The organism is Luteimonas yindakuii, assembly GCF_004803715.2.
Lineage (GTDB): Bacteria > Pseudomonadota > Gammaproteobacteria > Xanthomonadales > Xanthomonadaceae > Luteimonas > Luteimonas yindakuii.
Genome location: NZ_CP039383.2, coordinates 87,701 through 105,375 on the forward strand (window position 1 = coordinate 87,701; position 17,675 = coordinate 105,375).

General features: G+C 71.2%; 21 protein-coding genes. 13 read left to right on the top strand and 8 right to left on the bottom strand.

Annotated elements, in window-relative coordinates; genetic code table 11:
- Window positions 1-13: 13 nt before the first annotated feature.
- Window positions 14-682 (bottom strand): glutathione S-transferase family protein, encoded by a 669-nt coding sequence (locus E5843_RS00415; protein WP_136411489.1) that lies wholly within the window; start codon window positions 680-682, stop codon window positions 14-16.
- A 117-nt stretch (window positions 683-799) separates the two neighbouring features.
- On the opposite strand from E5843_RS00415, the gene E5843_RS00420 reads away from it, so the two are divergent.
- Both E5843_RS00420 and E5843_RS00425 read left to right on the top strand, forming a co-directional pair.
- On the top strand, window positions 800-1,501 hold the full coding sequence (locus E5843_RS00420) for a winged helix-turn-helix transcriptional regulator (protein ID WP_136411490.1): 702 nt from the start codon (window positions 800-802) through the stop codon (window positions 1,499-1,501).
- A gap of 69 nt (window positions 1,502-1,570) precedes the next feature.
- Window positions 1,571-3,238 (top strand): M28 family metallopeptidase, encoded by a 1,668-nt coding sequence (locus E5843_RS00425; RefSeq protein WP_141065538.1) that lies wholly within the window; start codon window positions 1,571-1,573, stop codon window positions 3,236-3,238.
- A 147-nt stretch (window positions 3,239-3,385) separates the two neighbouring features.
- Here E5843_RS00425 and E5843_RS00430 read toward each other — a convergent pair whose 3' ends face one another.
- The 3 genes from E5843_RS00430 to E5843_RS14280 are packed head-to-tail and all read right to left on the bottom strand — an operon-like array spanning window position 3,386 to window position 4,189.
- Window positions 3,386-3,595: a hypothetical protein gene (locus E5843_RS00430; protein ID WP_134675339.1), complete on the bottom strand. Its 210-nt coding sequence runs from the start codon at window positions 3,593-3,595 to the stop codon at window positions 3,386-3,388.
- A gap of 15 nt (window positions 3,596-3,610) precedes the next feature.
- The gene (locus E5843_RS00435; RefSeq protein WP_134675338.1) at window positions 3,611-3,856 is read right to left on the bottom strand and encodes a hypothetical protein; all 246 of its coding nucleotides are present in this window, start codon (window positions 3,854-3,856) and stop codon (window positions 3,611-3,613) included.
- A gap of 12 nt (window positions 3,857-3,868) precedes the next feature.
- Entirely contained in the window at window positions 3,869-4,189 is a 321-nt protein-coding gene (locus E5843_RS14280) for a YkgJ family cysteine cluster protein (protein WP_243733172.1), read from the bottom strand.
- Window positions 4,190-4,424: 235 nt separating this feature from the next.
- On the opposite strand from E5843_RS14280, the gene E5843_RS00445 reads away from it, so the two are divergent.
- On the top strand, window positions 4,425-4,970 hold the full coding sequence (locus tag E5843_RS00445) for a YaeQ family protein (RefSeq protein WP_134675336.1): 546 nt from the start codon (window positions 4,425-4,427) through the stop codon (window positions 4,968-4,970).
- 51 nt (window positions 4,971-5,021) lie between these two features.
- Here E5843_RS00445 and E5843_RS00450 read toward each other — a convergent pair whose 3' ends face one another.
- Window positions 5,022-6,887 (bottom strand): DUF885 domain-containing protein, encoded by a 1,866-nt coding sequence (locus E5843_RS00450; protein ID WP_136411492.1) that lies wholly within the window; start codon window positions 6,885-6,887, stop codon window positions 5,022-5,024.
- Window positions 6,888-7,103: 216 nt separating this feature from the next.
- On the opposite strand from E5843_RS00450, the gene E5843_RS00455 reads away from it, so the two are divergent.
- The 8 genes from E5843_RS00455 to E5843_RS00490 all read left to right on the top strand — a co-directional run bounded on the left by E5843_RS00455 (window position 7,104) and on the right by E5843_RS00490 (window position 13,471).
- Window positions 7,104-7,472 carry a hypothetical protein gene (locus E5843_RS00455; protein WP_134675334.1) on the top strand — a complete coding sequence of 123 codons (369 nt, stop codon included), beginning with the start codon at window positions 7,104-7,106 and terminating at the stop codon, window positions 7,470-7,472.
- Window positions 7,469-7,945, top strand: coding sequence for a hypothetical protein (locus tag E5843_RS00460; protein ID WP_136411493.1), 477 nt, complete (start codon window positions 7,469-7,471; stop codon window positions 7,943-7,945). Before E5843_RS00455 ends, E5843_RS00460 begins: the two co-directional genes overlap by 4 nt.
- A gap of 47 nt (window positions 7,946-7,992) precedes the next feature.
- Window positions 7,993-8,598, top strand: coding sequence for a GTP cyclohydrolase I FolE (folE, locus tag E5843_RS00465; protein WP_134675332.1), 606 nt, complete (start codon window positions 7,993-7,995; stop codon window positions 8,596-8,598).
- Window positions 8,598-8,975 carry a YchJ family metal-binding protein gene (locus E5843_RS00470; protein ID WP_134675331.1) on the top strand — a complete coding sequence of 126 codons (378 nt, stop codon included), beginning with the start codon at window positions 8,598-8,600 and terminating at the stop codon, window positions 8,973-8,975. Before folE ends, E5843_RS00470 begins: the two co-directional genes overlap by 1 nt.
- A gap of 53 nt (window positions 8,976-9,028) precedes the next feature.
- Window positions 9,029-10,309, top strand: a complete 1,281-nt coding sequence (gene egtB, locus E5843_RS00475) for an ergothioneine biosynthesis protein EgtB (RefSeq protein ID WP_134675330.1) — start codon at window positions 9,029-9,031, stop codon at window positions 10,307-10,309.
- 3 nt (window positions 10,310-10,312) lie between these two features.
- Window positions 10,313-11,275: an L-histidine N(alpha)-methyltransferase gene (egtD, locus tag E5843_RS00480; protein WP_141065539.1), complete on the top strand. Its 963-nt coding sequence runs from the start codon at window positions 10,313-10,315 to the stop codon at window positions 11,273-11,275.
- 76 nt (window positions 11,276-11,351) lie between these two features.
- A complete protein-coding gene (locus E5843_RS00485; RefSeq protein WP_136411494.1) occupies window positions 11,352-12,578 on the top strand; it encodes a lytic murein transglycosylase in 1,227 nt (408 codons plus the stop codon).
- Window positions 12,575-13,471, top strand: a complete 897-nt coding sequence (locus E5843_RS00490) for a D-hexose-6-phosphate mutarotase (RefSeq protein WP_244240803.1) — start codon at window positions 12,575-12,577, stop codon at window positions 13,469-13,471. Before E5843_RS00485 ends, E5843_RS00490 begins: the two co-directional genes overlap by 4 nt.
- A gap of 120 nt (window positions 13,472-13,591) precedes the next feature.
- Here E5843_RS00490 and E5843_RS00495 read toward each other — a convergent pair whose 3' ends face one another.
- Both E5843_RS00495 and E5843_RS00500 read right to left on the bottom strand, forming a co-directional pair.
- Complete coding sequence (locus E5843_RS00495) at window positions 13,592-13,921, bottom strand: RodZ family helix-turn-helix domain-containing protein (protein WP_134675327.1); 330 nt, start codon at window positions 13,919-13,921, stop codon at window positions 13,592-13,594.
- 89 nt (window positions 13,922-14,010) lie between these two features.
- Window positions 14,011-14,328 (bottom strand): I78 family peptidase inhibitor, encoded by a 318-nt coding sequence (locus E5843_RS00500; RefSeq protein WP_136411496.1) that lies wholly within the window; start codon window positions 14,326-14,328, stop codon window positions 14,011-14,013.
- Window positions 14,329-14,391: 63 nt separating this feature from the next.
- On the opposite strand from E5843_RS00500, the gene E5843_RS00505 reads away from it, so the two are divergent.
- Both E5843_RS00505 and E5843_RS00510 read left to right on the top strand, forming a co-directional pair.
- Complete coding sequence (locus E5843_RS00505) at window positions 14,392-15,591, top strand: DNA topoisomerase IB (protein WP_208542758.1); 1,200 nt, start codon at window positions 14,392-14,394, stop codon at window positions 15,589-15,591.
- Between the two features lie 64 nt (window positions 15,592-15,655).
- A complete protein-coding gene (locus E5843_RS00510; protein WP_134675324.1) occupies window positions 15,656-17,134 on the top strand; it encodes an alpha/beta hydrolase family protein in 1,479 nt (492 codons plus the stop codon).
- On the opposite strand, the gene E5843_RS00515 is transcribed toward E5843_RS00510, so the two are convergent.
- Window positions 17,078-17,614: a methyltransferase family protein gene (locus tag E5843_RS00515; protein WP_136411500.1), complete on the bottom strand. Its 537-nt coding sequence runs from the start codon at window positions 17,612-17,614 to the stop codon at window positions 17,078-17,080. The genes E5843_RS00510 and E5843_RS00515 overlap by 57 nt on opposite strands.
- Window positions 17,615-17,675 lie beyond the last annotated feature (61 nt).

Genomic DNA, 17,675 nt, shown 5'->3' on the forward strand with positions numbered 1-17,675 from the left:
TGCGCGCTGCCGCTCAGGCGGCGGCGGGTGCGGGCTGGAAATCGGCCAGTTGCGCACGCAGGGCGGCGGCGAATGCCGGTCGCGCGATGCCGCGCTGCAGGTACGCGGCCAAGCCCGGGCGGCTGTCGAGCAGGCCGGTATCGCCGACGCCGCGCAGCACCGTGACCATGGCGATGTCGGCGATGCTGAAGTCGCCGGCCAGCCAGTCGCGCGTGCCCAGTGCGGCCTGCAGCCGGTCCAGGCGCTGACCCGCTTCGGCCAGCAGGCCCGGGCGGCGCAGCCGGGCCCAGGGTTCGTCCCTGCAGAAGATCTCGACGTTGCCGATCTCCATGAACACCGGCTCGACCGTGTTGTAGGCGGCGAACAGCCAGCTGGTCACCCGCGCGCGGGCTTCGCGGTCGCGCGGCAACAGGCGCTCGTCCTTCGCGCCCAGGTGCAGCAGGATCGCGCCGCTTTCGAAGAGGGTCAGTCCGTCGTCCTCGAGCACCGGGACCTGGCCCCAGGGCTGCTCGTCGAAGTACTCCGGCGGCCGTTCGACGGCGCTGATCAGGCGGGTGGCATAGGGCAGGCCGATCTCCTCGCAGGCCCAGCGCGGGCGCAGGTCGCGGACATGGCCACGGGCGAAGCGGGGCACCCACTCGAAGGCGGTGATCCGCAGCGGTGCGTTCTGGTCGACCGGCATCGTGTTCCTCCCTATGGTGTCCCCGGGCGGGGCATTGCCTGGCAGCACGGCGGGTGGAACGGACTGGGCCACCGGGCTACGGCCGATCCTATGCGCATTAGGTTATAAAAAACAATCATGAAGTCAGAAAAAACTACCGAAACTCGCGAGGACCTGGCGAAACGCTGGTACCAGGACGCCTGCGGCACCGCGCTGGCGCTGGAATTCGTGGGCGAACGCTGGGCCCTGCTGGTGATCCGCGAGCTGATGCTGGGCCCGCGCCGGTTCTCCGACCTGCGTGCCGACCTCGCCGGGATCAGCGCCAATGTGCTGACCCAGCGCCTCGCCGGGCTGGAGCGCTCGGGAGTGGTGCGGCGGCGCAGGCTGCCACCCCCGGCCGCGGTGCAGGTGTACGAACTCACCGCCTGGGGCCGCGAGGCCGAGCCGATCTTCCAGGCGATGGGTCGCTGGGCACTGCGTTCGCCGCGCCACGACCCCACCCTGCCGCTGTCGCCGGTGTCGGCGATGCTGTCGCTGCGCACGATGATCCGCGCCGACCGCGAGCCGCTGACGATGACGCTGCAGTTCCGTTTTCCCGGATCGACGTTCACCGGCCGGCTCTCGCCCACGGACCTCGGGATCGAACGTGGCGACGCTGCCGCGGCGGACGTCGTCTTCGAGACCGACCCCACCACCTTCGTCGGGCTGGTCTACGGCAAACGCCCGTTCGAACCGGCCGAGGCCGATGGCCGGCTGCGGCTGGAGGGCGATCGCACGCTGGCGCAGCGCTTCATCGACTGCTTCGCGCTGCCACCGAAGCTGCCGGCGACGGCCGACTGACGCGCGTACACCGCGTCGCACCGCGCGCGCTGGTGCACTATCGGGGCTCAACCCGACCGGATGAGCCCGATGCAGCGCGTACTGGGACCGATCCTGGCCAGCCTGGCACTGGCGGCGTGCGTGGCCACGCCTTCGACCGGGCGCGACGGCGCGCCTGCCGGTGCCATCAGCAGTGACAACCTCGCCGCGCATCTGCGCGTGCTCGCTTCGGACGAATTCGAAGGCCGCGCACCCGACACTCCGGGCGAGGAGAAGACCGTCGCCTGGATCAGCGAACGGTTCGCCGCCGCGGGGTTGCAGCCCGCCGGCGACGATGGCGGCTGGGCCCAGGCGGTGACGCTGGAACGCACCGCGATCGCCGGCCCGGTGCGGGCGGCGTTCGCGATCCGCGGCACCCGGCGCGGGCTTGCCAACGGCGACGACATCGCGCTGGAAACCCTGCATCCGGACGGCAACGTCGACCTGCGCGACGTGCCGCTGGTGTTCGCCGGCTACGGCATCACCGCGCCCGAGCTCGACTGGGACGACTACGCCGGCCTCGACGTGCGCGGCAAGGTGGTGGTGGTGCTGATCAACGATCCGGACTTCGAAACCGCGCCGGGCCGCTTTGGCGGTCGCGCGATGACCTGGTACGGGCGCTGGGCCTACAAGTACCTCGAGGCGGCGAAGCGTGGCGCGGCCGGCGTGCTGATCGTGCACGAGACCGCGCCCGCGGCGTATCCATGGGCGACGGTGCGCAACGGCCGTGCGGCGCCGCAGTTCGGCATCGTGCGCGCCGATGCCGCCAACCATCACCTGCCGGTGCGCGGCTGGATCCAGCGCGCCACCGCCGAGCGCCTGTTCGCCGATGCCGGGTTGTCGTTCGACGACGCGAAGCGCGCGGCGCAGCAGCATGGCTTCCGCGCCCACGCGCTAACCGATGCGACCTTCTCCACGGCCTTCGATGTGCAACGCAGCCGCATCACCAGCCGCAACGTGGCCGGCCTGCTGCCCGGATCCGGCCGCGCCGACGAGACGGTGATCGTCTCCGGGCACTGGGACAGCTTCGGTATCGGCGAACCCGATGCCAGCGGCGACGCGATCATCAACGGCGCGGTCGACAACGCCACCGCGATCGCTTCGATGATCGAGATCGCGCGGGTCATGGCCGCGGGCCCGCCGCCGGCGCGCAGCGTGCTGTTCATCGCGCTGACGGCGGAGGAAAGCGGGCTGCTCGGCGCCACCCACTACGCAGCGAACCCGCTACGGCCGCTGGCGACCACCGCGGCGGCGATCAACATGGAGATGTGGAGCCCGGACGGCCCCACCCGCGACATCTCCAGCTGGGGCGTGGGCCGGGTGTCGCTGGAGCGCGCGCTGCAGGATGCGGCCAAGGCCGAGGGCCGCACCTATTCCACCGATCCCAACCTGGAAGCCGGATTCTTCTACCGCGCCGACCATTTCGCGTTCGCGCAGGCCGGCGTGCCGGCGATTACCGTGGGGCCGGGCATGGACCAGATCGACGGCGGCGTGGCGGGCGGCATGGCCGCGCGCGCGGCGTACTTCGCCGAGCGCTACCACCAGCCCGGCGACGAGTTCAACGAGGATTGGGACATGCGCGGGCCGACCGCGGACACCACGGTGGTATTGCGGCTGGTGCGCGGGATCGCGGATTCGGCGCAGTGGCCGCAGTGGGATGCGGACAGCGAGTTCCGTGGGGTGCGCGAGGCCAGCGACAGCGAGCGCGTGCAGCGCTGAGCCGGCGGCGACGTGTCCGGGCCGCTACGTGAATTCACGCGTGCGGCGACTGGAAACCGGGCTTGCGCTGCGGCAGATGAACCCCCTCCCGTGGCGGGAGAGGGGCAGAAGCGCTGGTCCGCCCGGGGGCGGAGCCAACTGCTGCGCTTATTCGCTCGAACGCAGGTGGACGCGCGGCGCCGCGGGTGCGTTGGTGGTGCTGTCGTCGGCAGGTTCGGGCGCTGCCGGCTGCGGTTCGGTCGCGGTCTGCGCGGCGGCCTCGCGGGCCTCACGCTTCTTCGCGTCCTTGGCGTCCTGCTTGCGCTTCTTTGCCAGCTCGCGCTGGCGCTTCTCGAAGTTGTAGTTGGGTTTTGCCAATGTGCTCTCCGTATATCAGCGGCGGGTGCGCGTGGCCGGCGTTGCCGCAGGCTTCGCGGGGGTGGTGTCGAGTGCGGGGTCGATGCGCTGCAGCGTCCGGGTGACGCCCAGCACCTCGATGCGGCCTCCGGACTTGCGGAACGCGTCGAGGTCGGCGGCGATGCGCTCGTGGGTCATCGATGCGCCCTGGCCCTTGGCGGGCGAGGAGCGGGGGGCCTTGACGGCGGGGGTGGCGGAAGTGGCGCGGACGGGGCGGGACATGCGGGTCTCCGGTCAGTAAAGGCGCAGCGGAACGCGGCGGGCGGTGCGGTCGCTGTGGTCGGCACGCACGTCCTGGCAGTAGGGCCCGGACATGACGAACCGGCGGCAGACCTCGGGTCGGCTGTCGTAGATGGAGCAATGCATACGCGCGGCATCCACTGCCACGCACCAGCCTTCGTCATCGCGCGCCATCACTTCCAGGCCGGCATCGGTGAAGGTGGTGAGGTGCGCGGGCATGCGGTCTTCAGGCTGCACGACAACCGTCAGGCGGCAGCAGACCGCATCGCAGCGGGCGCACAGGGGGGTATCCGGGATGGCGCAGGTCGCGCTCAACTGCGCGTGGTCCGGCGGGAAGGGCGGGTCATGTAGCCCGGCATGGGCGCTCCGGTGAAGGCGTGGTGCCGAGCAGCACGACGCGGAGTGGAAAGCGCAGCGAGCGACGATGTTGGCGGTCGGACGGGACGCAAAAGATGAGCAAGACGCGGACCATCCTACGCCATTGGCGCCGGCGACGATGACCGCAGCGGGAACGTGCCTACAATTGCCCGCCCTGTGGACCGCACGGCCAATGGCTCCCAACGCAACCATCTACAAGGCCGAGCTGCAGGTCAGCGACATGGACCGGCAGTACTACGCCGAGCACAACCTGACCCTGGCGCAGCATCCGTCTGAGACCCCGCAGCGGCTGATGGCGCGGCTGATCGCGTTCGTGCTGTTCGCCGACGATCGGCTCGAGTTCGGCCGTGGGCTCAGCAACGAGGACGAGCCCGACCTCTGGCAGCGTGACTACACCGGCGACATCGAGCGCTGGATCGATCTCGGCCAGCCGACCGAGACGCGCATCCGCAAGGCCTGCGCCCGCGCGCGCCATGTCGGCGTGGTCAGCTACAGCGGTGGCAGCGCGGCGATCTGGTGGGGCAAGCAGGCCGGCGCGCTGTCGCGGCTGAAGAACCTGACCGTCATCGACCTCGACCCCGACGCGCTGGAGGCGGCGACCGCGCTGCTCGCGCGCGGCATGCGCCTGACCGCGCTGATCCAGGACGGCGAACTGCAACTGATGGGTGGCGAGGGCAGCGTCGCGCTGCTGCCACGGGTGCTGCAGAAGGCGGCCTGAGCGTCGCCGCGGCCCCCGGCCCTGCCATGCGGCGGAGCCGGGTGATCGTGATCAGCCCGCCTTGCGGCTGGCGATCCACGCATCCACGCGACGCTCCAGCAGGTCCAGCGGCATCGCGCCGCCGCCTAGCACGGTGTCGTGGAAGCCGCGGATGTCGAAGGCCTCGCCGAGCTCGCCTTCCGCCTTCGCACGCAGCTGCTGGATCCTGATCATGCCGACCTTATAGGCGGTGGCCTGGCCCGGCATGATCAGGTAGCGACGCACTTCCGAGCGGATCGCCGCCTCCGGCACCGAGGCGTTCTGGCGGAAATAGTCGACCGCCTGCTCCTCGGTCCAGCCCTTGGCGTGCATGCCGGTGTCGACCACCAGGCGGATCGCGCGCCACATCTCCGACATCAGCCGGCCGTATTCGGAGTACGGGTCGGTGTAGGTGTCGGGCATCTCCTTGGCCAGCCACTCCGAATACAGGCCCCAGCCTTCCGAATACGCGGTGCTCGAGTACTGGGTGCGGAAGGTCGGCACGCCCTCGAGTTCCTGCGCGATCGAGATCTGCATGTGGTGGCCGGGCAGGCCCTCGTGGTAGGCGATCACCTCGAGCTCGGTCTTCGGCATCGCGCCCATGTCCGACAGGTGCGCGTAGTAGATGCCGGGGCGGGCGCCGTCCGGGGTGCCGGGGAAGTAGTGCTGCGCGGCGCCGTCCTGCTCGCGGAACGCTTCCACGCGTTTCACCACCAGGTCGGCCTTCGGCAGCAGGCCGAAATAGGCCGGCAGGTGCTGCTTGATGTTGTCGATCGCCCTGGTGGCGTCGTCGATATAGGCCTGGCGGCCGGCGTCGGTATCCGGATAGCGGAACTGCGGGCTGGTGTTGATGTGCTGGAAGAACGCCTGCAGGTCGCCCTTGAAGCCGACCTGCGCCATCACCGCTTCCATCTCGCCGCGCAGGCGCGCGACCTCGTCGAGGCCGAGCTGGTGGATCTCGTCGGCACTCATCGCGGTGGTGGTGTTCTCGTGCAGCTGGAACGCGTAGTAGTCGGCACCGTCGGGATGGGTGGTGCCCACGCCGGCCGGATTCTCCAGTGCCTGCGCGAGTTCGCCCTCGCTCCAGGCGATGACGCGCTCGTAGGCCGGCTTGACCTGCTCCAGCAGCGCGCTGCGCGCCTGCGCCTTGAGTGCGTCGGCACGCGCGGCGTCGATCACGCCGTTCCTGACCAGCGCATCGGCCTTGGCGACCAGGTCCGCCCACAGCGCGCTGGGGTCGCCGTCGTCGAATGGCGCGCCGCCGATCACCTTGCGCGACTGCTCGATGACCCCCTCGTAGGCGAACTTCGGTGCGCGGATGCCCTTTGCCGCCGATGCCTGGCCCCGCGCGATCAGCTGGTCGAACAGCCGCGCGCTGGCGCCGAGGCGGCTGATATAGGCCTGGTAGTCCTGTTCGGTGTCGACCTTGTGGAAGTTGATCAGCAGCGTCGGCAGCATGCTGTGCATGCCGTTCATCTGGTCGAAGGCATAGCCGTGTTCGATGAACCGCTCGCCGTCGCGGGCGCTCTCGTAGCGGCGCTTCCACAGGTCCCAGGACAGCCGGGTCTCGGCGTCGAGCGCGTCGTAGTCGAACCGCGACTCCATGGTCTCCACCGAGGTCCTCATCCACGCCAGCTGCCTGCGCTGCGCTTCCGGCGAGACATCGTCGAGCTGGTCGTAGAGCTCCTTGCGGCCGAGGAAGGTCATCCGCAGCGGGCTGAACTGCAGCGCCTGCTCGTACTGTTCGTCGAACCAGGCGTTGAGTTGCGCGGACTGGTCGCCGGCGCGCTGCTGCGCATCGGTGGTCACCGCACCACTGGGGTGGGCGGCGGACGGCTGCGCGCAGGCGGCCAGGGCCAGTGCGACGGCAAGGGTGGTGCAGGCGAAGGCGGTGCGCACGGCGTTCTCCAGTGGCGGAAGGGCATTCGGCGATTGGCCATTCTGCGACCGTCGCGGCGCGGCCGCCCCCTGCTGGATGTCATGGGCGCGCACGGTGGCCAGTGACGATCTGAATGACAGGTATCGCGACGATACCGCTGCGCATGGATTTCACCGTCCGGCCACCGGGCGAACGCCTAAGGTCACCGCGTCCCCTCCGCATCGCCTCCCCTTTCCATGCACAAGCGCCCGTTCCATTCCACTGCCGCCTCCGTCTCCAGCGGGGTGGCCGTGGCCGGACAGCCGCGCCCGGGCGAGTCGGAGTACGAGTACTACCGGCGCATCTATCGCGACATGCCCTACTTCTCCAGCGGCCGCGCGTGGACCGATTACGCACCGGCCTATCGTTATGCGATGGAGCAGGTGGCAATGCTGGACATCGGCGGGGCCTCGTTCGAAGCGATCGAGGCCCGGCTGCAAGGCGGCTGGGACGACGCCCGCGACGGCTCGCGGTTGAGTTGGCCGGAGGCGCGGGGCGCGGTGCGCCATGTGTTCGAGGACGCGGACGCGCGGCGCCGCGCGCGCGCCCCGAGGAGGGAATCATGAGTCGGCTGCAGAAGGTGCACGTCGCCGGGGCGGGCATCGGCGCGATCGCCGCCGGTTTCGTCATGGGCGGCATCGGCTACCTGCCGTTCGGCGTGCCCGGGCTGGTGGTGGGGGTGGTGATCGGCGCGGCGATCGGCGCCATCGTCGGCCACCGCAGCATCGAGGCGATCGATCCACGGGGCGATCTGGGCCACTTCCAGCAGGTCTACCGCACCACCGGCTACTACGCCGACGGCATGGCCTGGGACGACTATGCGCCGGCCTACCAGCTGGGACTGGACACCTTCGAGCGCCGCCAGCGCGATCCCGACCTCACTGGCGCCGAACTGGAAGCGCGCTGGCCGGCGGTGCGGGGCGGCTCGCGGCTGGAGTTCGCGCAGGCGTACCCGGCCGTCCAGCATGTCTGGAGGGAGCTGGGCCAGCGCGAACGCGCGCTGCGCGACAGCGAAGCCGGCGCCCCGCGCGGCAGCTGACCCCGGGCGGCGCGGTACCATGGCGGGCCCCCGCCGCCGGAAGCGCCATGGCCGACCCCACCCCCCGCGATCCCGACGTCACCCGCGAACAGGCGGAGGACGCCGTACGCACGCTGTTGCGCTGGGCCGGTGACGACCCCCGGCGCGAGGGCCTGCTCGACACCCCGAAGCGCGTGGTCAAGGCCTACCGCGAATGGTTCAGCGGCTACGCGCTCGACGCCGATGAGTACCTCGCGCGTACCTTCGAGGAGGTCGAGGGCTACGACGAGATGATCGTGCTGCGCGACATCGACTACGAAAGCCACTGCGAACACCACATGGCGCCGATCATCGGCCGCGTGCACGTGGGTTACCTGCCGGCCGGCAAGGTGGTCGGCATCAGCAAGCTGGCGCGGGTGGTCGATGCCTACGCCAGGCGCTTCCAGGTGCAGGAGAAGATGACCGCGCAGATCGCCGGCTGCATCCAGCGCGCGCTCGCGCCGCTGGGCGTGGCGGTGGTGGTCGAGGGCGCGCACGAATGCATGACCACCCGCGGCGTGCACAAGCGCGGCGTGAGCATGGTGACGTCGACGATGCTCGGCAGCTTCCGCGAGGACGCGCGCACCCGCGCCGAATTCCTGCAGTTCATCGACGTCGCCAGCCCGCGGCGCTGATGGCCGACCTCTGCCCCTGCGGCAGCGGTCGCGGCTATGCGGCCTGCTGCGGTCCGGTGCATGCAGGCGCGCTCGCCGCCGATGCCGAAGCGCTGATGCGCTCGCGCTACAGCGCGTACGTGCGCGAGGACGCGGACTATCTGCTGCGCAGCTGGCATCCGTCGACGCGGCCGCCGGCGATCGCCTTCGACGACGGCGGCCGACCGGCCTGGCTCGGTCTCACCGTGTCGCGCCACGAGGCCCGCGGCGACACCGCCGAGGTCGAGTTCGTCGCCCGTTACCGGATCGGCGGCGGCAGCGCGGTGCGCATGCGCGAACACAGCCGCTTCGTCCGCGAAGACGGGCAGTGGTACTACCTCGACGCGATCAGCAGCTGAGGCGGGCATCGGCCATGACGCCGCCCTAATCCGCGCGCAATCAGACTTCGCGGATGCTGGCCAGCCCTGTCGAACCCGCCATCCCGGTGGATGCACCCGCCAACCTGTTCGCGCAGGTCCGCAACCGCACGTGCGTCCTCGCGGCACCGCTCTCGGCGGAGGACGCGATGGTGCAGAGCATGGCCGATGCCAGTCCGGCCAAGTGGCACCTCGCACACACCACCTGGTTCCTCGAACGCTTCGTCCTCGCCCCGCGGCCCGGCCATGTGCCGTTCGCGCCGCAATGGGACCGCCTGCTCAACAGCTACTACCACAGCGCCGGGCCGATGCATGCGAGGCCACAGCGTGGGCACCTGTCGCGGCCGTCGCTCGACGAGGTGCTGGCGTACCGGCACGCGGTCGACGCCTGCGTGCAGGCGCGCCTCGACGCCGGTGACCTGGATGACACCGCGCGGCGCAACCTGCTGCTGGCGCTGCAGCACGAGCAGCAGCACCAGGAGCTGCTGCTGACCGACATCAAGCACGCGTTCTGGTGCAATCCGCTGCGCCCCGCCTATCGCGAGGACCTGCCGGTGCCGGCGCCCGCGGAAGCACCACCGCTGCAGTGGATCGGGGTGGAGGAAACCCTCGCCTGGATCGGCGCACCGGCGTGGCCGGGCGCGGACGGATTCGCCTACGACAACGAGTCGCCACGCCATCGCGTGGTCGTGCCCGCGCACGCGCTGGCATCGCGGCCGGTGTCGAACGCGGAGTACCGCGCCTTCGTCGAGGATGGCGGTTATCGCCAGCCGTTGCTGTGGCTGAGCGACGGCTGGGCCACCGTGCAGGCGGAAGGGTGGACGCGACCGCTGTACTGGGACGAGGACCTCGAACACGCACACACGCTCGGTGGCCATCGGCGCCTCGATCCGGCCGCCCCGGTCTGCCATCTCGCCCATTACGAAGCCGACGCCTACGCGCGCTGGGCCGGCGCGCGCCTGCCGACCGAATCCGAATGGGAGCACGCGGCACAGGGCGTGGCGGGCGCCGGCAACTTCGCCGACGACGGCGTGCTCGAGCCGGTGGCGGCGCCGGCGGGTGCCGCCGGCGCGCCGGTGCAGCTGTTCGGCGATGTCTGGGAATGGACCTCCAGCGCGTACGGCGCGTATCCGGGCTACCGGCCGTGGACCGGTGGCATCGGCGAATACAACGGCAAGTTCATGGTCGGGCAATGGGTGCTGCGCGGCGGCAGCTGCGCCACGGCGCGCGGGCATGCGCGGGCGAGCTATCGCAACTTCTTCCCACCGGCGGCGCGCTGGCAGTTCGCCGGCGTGCGCCTGGCACGCGACTGCTGATCGATGGCGCCCGAGCACGCGCTGGTCGATCTCCAGCCCACCCCGGAACGCATCCTCGCCGAGGTGGTCGAGGGTCTCTCGCACTCGCCGCGCTGGCTGCCGTCGAAGTACTTCTACGATGCCGAGGGCTCGCGCCTGTTCGAGGCCATCACCCGGCAGCCGGAGTACACGCTCACGCGCACCGAGCTGACGCTGCTGGAGGCGGTGCTGCCGCAGATCGCCAGCGCGGTCGGGCCGGGCCTGCAGGTGGTCGAATACGGCAGTGGCAGCGGCCGCAAGACCGGACTGCTGCTGGCCGGGCTGGACGACGTGGTGGCCTACGCACCGGTGGAGATCTCGCGCAGCGCGCTGGAAGCCAGCGTGGCACGCCTGCGCGCGCAGTTCCCCGCGGTCGAGATGCTGCCGGTACTGGCCGACTTCACCCGTGCGGTCGAGCTGCCGGCGCCGCGCCGTCCGGCACGCGACGTGCTGGTGTTCTTCCCCGGGTCGACGCTGGGCAACTTCACCCATGCGCAGGCGGTGGGGCTGTTGGCCATCATGCGCGCGCTGCTCGGCCCGCAGGGACATGCGCTGGTCGGCTTCGACCTCGACAAGGATCCGCGCGTGCTCGAGGCCGCCTACAACGATGCCGCCGGAGTGACCGCGGCGTTCACCCTGAACCTGCTGCGCCGGCTCAACCGCGAGATCGGCAGCGATTTCGACCTCGACGGCTTCGCCCATCGCGCGGTCTATGCCGGTGAGCGCATGCGCATCGAGACCTCGCTGGTCAGCCTGCGCGCGCAGACGGTGCGTGTCGGCGGACACCGGTTCGCTTTCACGGCCGGCGAGGCGATCGCGGTGGAGATCAGCCAGAAGTACACCCGCGGCAGCGTCGCCGGGCTGGCCGCGGAAGCCGGGCTGCGGCTGGCTGGCTGGTGGACCGATGCCGACCACGGCTTCGCCCTCGGACTGCTGGCTCCGGACTGACGGCGCTGGCGCGCTGCATGCTGCCGATACACGGGGTGCTGGATATGCTGCCGCGCCCGGTCCCACGGTGCCACCCATGTTCCGAGCCGCTGTCCTCGCCTGCCTGTGTGCATTGCCTGCGCTGCAGGCGTCCGCGCAGGCGCCCGCATCCACCGCGTCGGCTGCCGATCCCGCGTTCGCGCGCTGCCTGTCCACGCTCAGGCAGGACGCCGCCGGCAAGGGCGTCGGCGCCGCCAGCTTCGACCGCTTCACCGCCGGCCTGGTGCCCGACCGCAGCGTGCTCGCGCTGCTCGACGCGCAGCCGGAGTTCACCACGCCGATCTGGGACTACCTGGCAGGCCTGGTCGACGACGAGCGCGTCGCCGATGGCCGCGCGCGGCTGGCCGAACACGCGGAGCTGCTGGCGCGCATCGAGGCGCGCTACGGCGTCGATCCCGCCACCGTGGTCGCGGTGTGGGGCGTGGAAAGCGACTACGGCCGCATCTTCGGCAAGCGCCCGCTGCTGGTGTCGCTGGCGACGCTGTCGTGCGAGGGCCGCCGGCAGCCGTTCTTCCGCGGCGAGTTCATCACCACGCTGCGCCTGCTGCAGGCCGGCGACATCCAGGCCGAAGGGCTGACCGGCTCGTGGGCCGGCGCGTTCGGCCACACCCAGTTCATGCCCAGCACCTACGAACGCATCGCGGTCGATTTCGATGGCGACGGCCGCCGCGACCTGGTCGGCAACATCCCCGACGCGCTCGCCTCCACCGCCAATTACCTGAAGCAGTCCGGCTGGCGCAGCGGCCAGCCGTGGGGCTTCGAGGTGCGCGTGCCGGAGGGCTTCGATGCATCGCTGGCCGGGCGCACCAGCCGCCGTCCGCTGTCCGAGTGGGCCGCCCGCGGCGTGCGCCGGTTCGACGGTTCGCCGCTGGTGGCGAACGGCATCGCCGCGGATACGCGTTCGGCCCTGCTGCTGCCGGCCGGACCACGCGGCCCGGCATTCGTGGTGCTCCGCAACTACGACGCGATCTACTCCTACAACGCCGCCGAGAGCTACGCGCTGGCGATCGCGTTCCTGGCCGAGCGCCTGCGCGGCGGCAACGTGCCGCGGGCCGCGTGGCCCACCGACGACCCCGGCCTGTCGCGCGCGTTGCGGCGCGAACTGCAGACGCTGCTGCTGGCGCGCGGGCACGACATCGGCGAGGTCGACGGCATGATCGGCAGCAATACCCGCCGCGCGATCCAGGCCGAGCAGCAGCGCCTCGACCTGCAGCCCGCCGACGGCCGCGCCGGCGTGCGCATCCTCGAGGCGTTGCGCCGGTGAGTGCGGTGCCGGCCACCGGCGATGCCGTCACCGCGGTGCGCGAAGGCGTGCACGCCGGCACCGCCTGCTGGATCGTGGACACCGCGCATGCGCATGCGGCGATCGCCATGCACGGGGGCCAGCTGCTGGCATGGCGCCCCGCCGATGCCGCGCACGACGTGCTGTGGCTGTCGCCACTGGCGAAGCGGCCGCCTGCACCGCTGCGTGGCGGCGTGCCGCTGTGCTGGCCGTGGTTCGGCAGTGGCGAGGGCGATCTTCCCGCGCACGGGCTGGCGCGCACGCGTGCCTGGGCGCTCGACGACTGGCGGCTGGACGACGACGGCAGCGTGGCGTTGATCCTGCGGCCCGAGACCCAGCCGGTGCCGGGGCTGGAGGTGATCGAACACCTGCGCATCGGCGGTGTGCTCGAGCAGACCCTGGAAACCCGCAACACCGGCGACGTACCGCTGGCCATCACCCAGGCGCTGCACAGCTACTTCCACGTCGGCGACGTCGCGCAGGTGGAGGTCGACGGGCTCGATGGCCACGACTACCTGGACAAGTACGAAGGCTATGCCGCCGCCCGCCACCAGCGCGGCGCCTGGCGGCTGGACGATCCCCGCGACCCCGGCCGCAGCGACCGCGTCTATCTGGGAACCGGCGGACGCTACCTGTTGCGCGACCCGGTGCTCGCACGCTCGCTGGCGATCACCTCCGCAGGCAGCCATTCGCTGGTGGTGTGGAATCCGGGCGCCACTGGTGGTCGCGCGATGGACGACGTCGGCGACGGCTGGCGTCACTACCTGTGCCTGGAAGTGGCCAACGCCGTCACCGACCGCGTGCAGCTCGCACCCGGCACCACCCACCGCCTGTCGCAGCGGGTGGAAGTGCAGGAAAGCCACGCCACCGGATAGCGCAAGCGCATCCTGATGGGAACCGGCCACGGCGGGTCAGGCATGGAGGTCCGAAAAGAAAATGCCACCCCGGAGGGTGGCAAGTCGTCGACCTTGGAGAGAGAGAGATGACGTCGTGCGTCAGCGGGTCGGCGGCTGTTCCGGGTCCTCGGGCGGGACCTGTGCATCAGTGGGATCGAGTGGTGGCGGATCCGTGACCGGATTGCCGGTCGGCGGAAGGTCCGCGGTCTGGCTGGGCGGCGTGGTGCCGTCGATGGGGTCCTGGGTGATCGGTGTTTCCACCGGCTCGGATCCGTACGGGCCGGCGCTGGTGTCGGCGGATGCGCTGGGCTCGGTTGCTGCGGCATTGGTCGCCGGTGGCACCACGTCGTTGTTGTTGGTGTTGGACGGGCTGCAGGCCGCCAGCCCGAATGCGAGCGCGGGCAGAAGTGCGATTGTCGGATGGCGCATGCGTGGACCCTCGCGATCGGAAGTCGCAGCCTCACCCACCACGCGTGTTGCGGGCGTCATGGAAACGCTAACGAAACGCGAAGGCGGCCTTATCCGCAGTCGATCGCGGTAACCACATCGCCTTCGTCCACGCGGATGTTGAGCCGGCCCTCGAGATACTCGAGCGTGACCATCTGGTCCGGCCTGAGGGTGCGTGCGGTGGCCGCGCCGGCCGCGGCACGCGCGCGTTCCACCAGCTCGGACGTCGCGGCCTGGCCGACGAAGGCCTGTGCCCGGCTCGCATCGCAGCGCTCGGTGACGACGGGCGTGGCCACGGTGTCTGCAACGACCGCATCGCGCGGGCCGGCACAGGCGGTCAGTGCCAGCAGGGCGGTGGTGCAGGCCACGGACGGAAGCGAACGGGTCATGGGCGAGTTCTCCTGGGCGGGTGCACAGGCTGCAGGCCACGGCGTTGCGGGCAGGTCAAGGCGATGCGTTGGCGTCGCGTTGACGCAGGGCTGCAGAAGCTGCCGTGCATGAGTCCATCTTCCGCTGCGGCCGCACCGCCGACCGCCGATCCCGTGCGCGACGCCCGCCAGGCGGGCCTGCTGTACGTCAGCGACACCGAGCCCGGCATCAGCCGTCGGCGCACCGGCACGGGCTTTTCCTACCGCCTGCCCGATGGCAGCGTGCTGCGCGACCGCGACGAACTGGCGCGCATCCGCGCGCTCGCGATCCCGCCGGCCTATACAGAGGTCTGGATCTGCAGCCATCCGCGCGGCCACCTGCAGGCGACCGGTCGCGACGCGCGCCGGCGCAAGCAGTACCGCTACCACCCGCAGTGGGCGGAGGCGCGCGGGCTCGGCAAATTCGACCGCGTGATCGCCTTCGGCCGCGCACTGCCACGGCTGCGCCGGCGGCTGCGGCGCGACCTGCGCCAGCCCGGCTTCCCGCGCGACAAGGTGCTGGCGGTGGTCGTGTCGCTGATGGCGGAAACGCTGGTGCGGGTCGGCAACGCCTGTTACGCCAGCAGCAACCGCTCGTACGGGCTGACCACGCTGCGCAACCGGCATATCGATTTCCTGCGCGGCGGCCGCGCGCGCCTGCGCTTCCGCGGCAAGGGCGGGCTCGATCACGACCTCGAGATCGACGACGCCCAGCTGGTGAAGCTGGTGCGCGCCTGCCAGGAACTGCCCGGGCAGGCGCTGTTCCAGTACCACGACGACGCCGGCACGCTGCAGCCGGTTGATTCCAGCGACGTCAACGCCTATCTGCGCGAAGCCACCGGCGAGCAGTTCACCGCCAAGGACTTCCGCACCTGGGGCGCCACGCTGGAAGCCTTCCGCATCCTCGCCACCACCCCGTTGCCGCCGCCGTCGCGCACCGGTGCGCCCAGCGAACGTGCGCTGGCGCAGGCGAAGAACGCGGTGGTCGCCGAGGTGGCATCGGTGCTGTGCAACACGCCCTCGGTATGTCGCAAGGCCTATATCGACCCGCGCGTGTTCGCCGGCTGGGAGGACGGCAGCCTGGCCCGCGCCGCGGCCACCGCACGCGGGGCGCGCCAGTGGGAACAGGCGGCGCTGAAGTTCCTTGCCGGCTGCGATCGGGCACGTGCCGCCGCGGCCAGGCGGGCGCCGAGGGCGCCGGCAGCGGCGCGTCGCGCACGACGCACGACAACAGCGCGCAATTGACTTCCGGCACCTGAAACCGCTGCGAGCGTCGCGCATCCTGCGGCCCTGCTTACGGAGTGCCGCCATGCGTCATGCCCGCCGCGTTGTGCCGTTGCTGTTGCTGGTCGCCCTGCTCGGCGGGTGTGGCCGCGACGACGCCGCGGCTGCGGACGCACCGCTGCCGCCGGAACTTGCCTGCCAGGCCGGCGCCTGGCGGCTGCCCGATGGCCAGGCCATGGCGCTGACGCCGGCAACCGGCGGCATGCGCTACCGGACGATGGATGGCCGCAGCGGCCTGTTCGCGGTCGCCGACCGTGGGCCGGACGGGACCTATCGCGCGCGCACCGGCTGGCGCGCGCAGGGCGGGTTCGACGCGCGCGCGGTGTTCGACGACTGCGCCGCGGGGCGGCTGGATTTCCGTCATGCGCAGGGTCCGGATGGCGAAGCGCGGCGCCTTGCGCTCGACATCCGCGAGACGCGGTTCGCCAGCGGCGACCTCGACCTGCAGGGCCGTCTGCTGATGCCGGCCGGTGCCCGCGCGCCGCTCCCGCTGGCGGTGCTGGTGCACGGTTCCGAACCCTATTCCGCGATCGTGCACCAGCCACTGCAGTACCTGCTGCCGGCCCAGGGCATCGCGGTGTTCGTCTATGACAAACGCGGCACCGGTGGATCCACCGGGCGTTACAGCCAGGATTTCCATGCGCTGGCCGGCGACGCGGTGGCGGCGCTGGCGGAGGCCCGGCGTCTGGCCCCGGGTGCGTTCGCGCATGCGGGGTTCGTCGGTGGCAGCCAGGGCGGCTGGATCGGGCCATTGGCGGCCTCGCGCAGCGATGCCGACTACGTCGTGGCGCTCTATGGCCTCGCCGATGGCGCGTTGGCCGAGGACCGCGAGCAGGTGCTCGACGGCCTGCGCGCGCGCGGCCATGGCGACGACGTGCTGGCGCAGGCGCGCGAGGTGACCGACGCCACGGGCCAGTTGATGGCGTCCGGCTTCACCCGGGGGTTCGATGCGTTGCGCGACGTACGCCGCCGCTACGGCGACGTGCCCTGGTTCGCCGAACTCGAAGGCGAGTTCACCGGCGAGCTGGTGCGCATCCCCGGCTGGCTTCCGCACTGGCTGGTGCGGCGGATCGCCATGCGCCGCGACGTCGCCACCTCGTGGGACTACGAGCCGCTGCCGGTGCTCGAAGCCCTGCGCATCCCGCAACTGTGGGTGATCGCCGCGCAGGACGAGGAAGCGCCCAACGCCGAAACGCTGCGGCGCATCGCCCACCTGCAGCGCCGTGGGCAACCGGTCGATCTCGCCCTGTTTCCGCGCACCGACCACGGCATCCTCGAGTTCGAGGAGGTCGACGGCGAGCGCACGCCGCTGCGCCACCCGCCCGGCTACTTCCCGTTGCTGGCGGAATGGATCGCCGGCACGGCGGTGGACGCGTCCGCCGACCACGGCACCGCGACGATCACTCCGCGCAGCGGCGCCACGCAGGTCGATCAGGCGCGCAACGGCCTACAGCCAGCGCCGCACCCGCGCCCGGTAGGCGAGATAGGCATCGCCGAACAGTGACTGCATGCGCGCTTCCTCGAACGGGATCATCACCCGCTGGAGTTGCAGCAGCGGCAGGGCCAGCAGCGGCAACGCCCAGGGCATGCGCAGCTGCAGTGCCAGGCCCACGTAGGCCGCGACCAGGCTCACGTACATCGGATTGCGGCTGAAGCGATAGGGGCCATGCACCACCAGCCGCGAGGCCGCGCCCGAGGGCAGGATGGTGGTGCGCTCGCGGGCGAACAGGCCGAGGCTCGCCAGCGACAGCAGCAATGCGGCCATCGCCAGCAGGCCGCCGGCGGTCTGCAGCGTGGCCACCCACGGCCCGGTGTAGACCGGCAAAGCGAGCACCCGCTGCAGCAGTGCGCCCGCAAGCAGGCAACCCGCGAATGTCAGAGGTGCCGGAAACGCCGCCAGCCATGGCGCGTGGGCGCCATCCCGGTCGGCCCGGGTGGCGCCCGCATGCAGCCCGGGCACGGCCCGGGCATCTCCATCGCTCATCGTGTCCGTCCCCTGCGCGTTGCGCGTCGTCCTGACGCCCGGCGCGCCCGCTCCCCGCGGG

Bases quoted from the DNA above. Each gene is read 5' to 3' on its own strand.
- E5843_RS00415 (WP_136411489.1), bottom strand. From the start codon at position 682: ATGCCGGTCGACCAGAACGCACCGCTGCGGATCACCGCCTTCGAGTGG.
- E5843_RS00420 (WP_136411490.1), top strand. From the start codon at position 800: ATGAAGTCAGAAAAAACTACCGAAACTCGCGAGGACCTGGCGAAACGC.
- E5843_RS00425 (WP_141065538.1), top strand. From the start codon at position 1,571: ATGCAGCGCGTACTGGGACCGATCCTGGCCAGCCTGGCACTGGCGGCG.
- E5843_RS00435 (WP_134675338.1), bottom strand. From the start codon at position 3,856: ATGTCCCGCCCCGTCCGCGCCACTTCCGCCACCCCCGCCGTCAAGGCC.
- E5843_RS00445 (WP_134675336.1), top strand. From the start codon at position 4,425: ATGGCTCCCAACGCAACCATCTACAAGGCCGAGCTGCAGGTCAGCGAC.
- E5843_RS00455 (WP_134675334.1), top strand. From the start codon at position 7,104: ATGCACAAGCGCCCGTTCCATTCCACTGCCGCCTCCGTCTCCAGCGGG.
- E5843_RS00460 (WP_136411493.1), top strand. From the start codon at position 7,469: ATGAGTCGGCTGCAGAAGGTGCACGTCGCCGGGGCGGGCATCGGCGCG.
- folE (WP_134675332.1), top strand. From the start codon at position 7,993: ATGGCCGACCCCACCCCCCGCGATCCCGACGTCACCCGCGAACAGGCG.
- E5843_RS00470 (WP_134675331.1), top strand. From the start codon at position 8,598: ATGGCCGACCTCTGCCCCTGCGGCAGCGGTCGCGGCTATGCGGCCTGC.
- egtB (WP_134675330.1), top strand. From the start codon at position 9,029: ATGCTGGCCAGCCCTGTCGAACCCGCCATCCCGGTGGATGCACCCGCC.
- egtD (WP_141065539.1), top strand. From the start codon at position 10,313: ATGGCGCCCGAGCACGCGCTGGTCGATCTCCAGCCCACCCCGGAACGC.
- E5843_RS00485 (WP_136411494.1), top strand. From the start codon at position 11,352: ATGTTCCGAGCCGCTGTCCTCGCCTGCCTGTGTGCATTGCCTGCGCTG.
- E5843_RS00495 (WP_134675327.1), bottom strand. From the start codon at position 13,921: ATGCGCCATCCGACAATCGCACTTCTGCCCGCGCTCGCATTCGGGCTG.
- E5843_RS00500 (WP_136411496.1), bottom strand. From the start codon at position 14,328: ATGACCCGTTCGCTTCCGTCCGTGGCCTGCACCACCGCCCTGCTGGCA.
- E5843_RS00505 (WP_208542758.1), top strand. From the start codon at position 14,392: ATGCGTTGGCGTCGCGTTGACGCAGGGCTGCAGAAGCTGCCGTGCATG.
- E5843_RS00510 (WP_134675324.1), top strand. From the start codon at position 15,656: ATGCGTCATGCCCGCCGCGTTGTGCCGTTGCTGTTGCTGGTCGCCCTG.
- E5843_RS00515 (WP_136411500.1), bottom strand. From the start codon at position 17,614: ATGAGCGATGGAGATGCCCGGGCCGTGCCCGGGCTGCATGCGGGCGCC.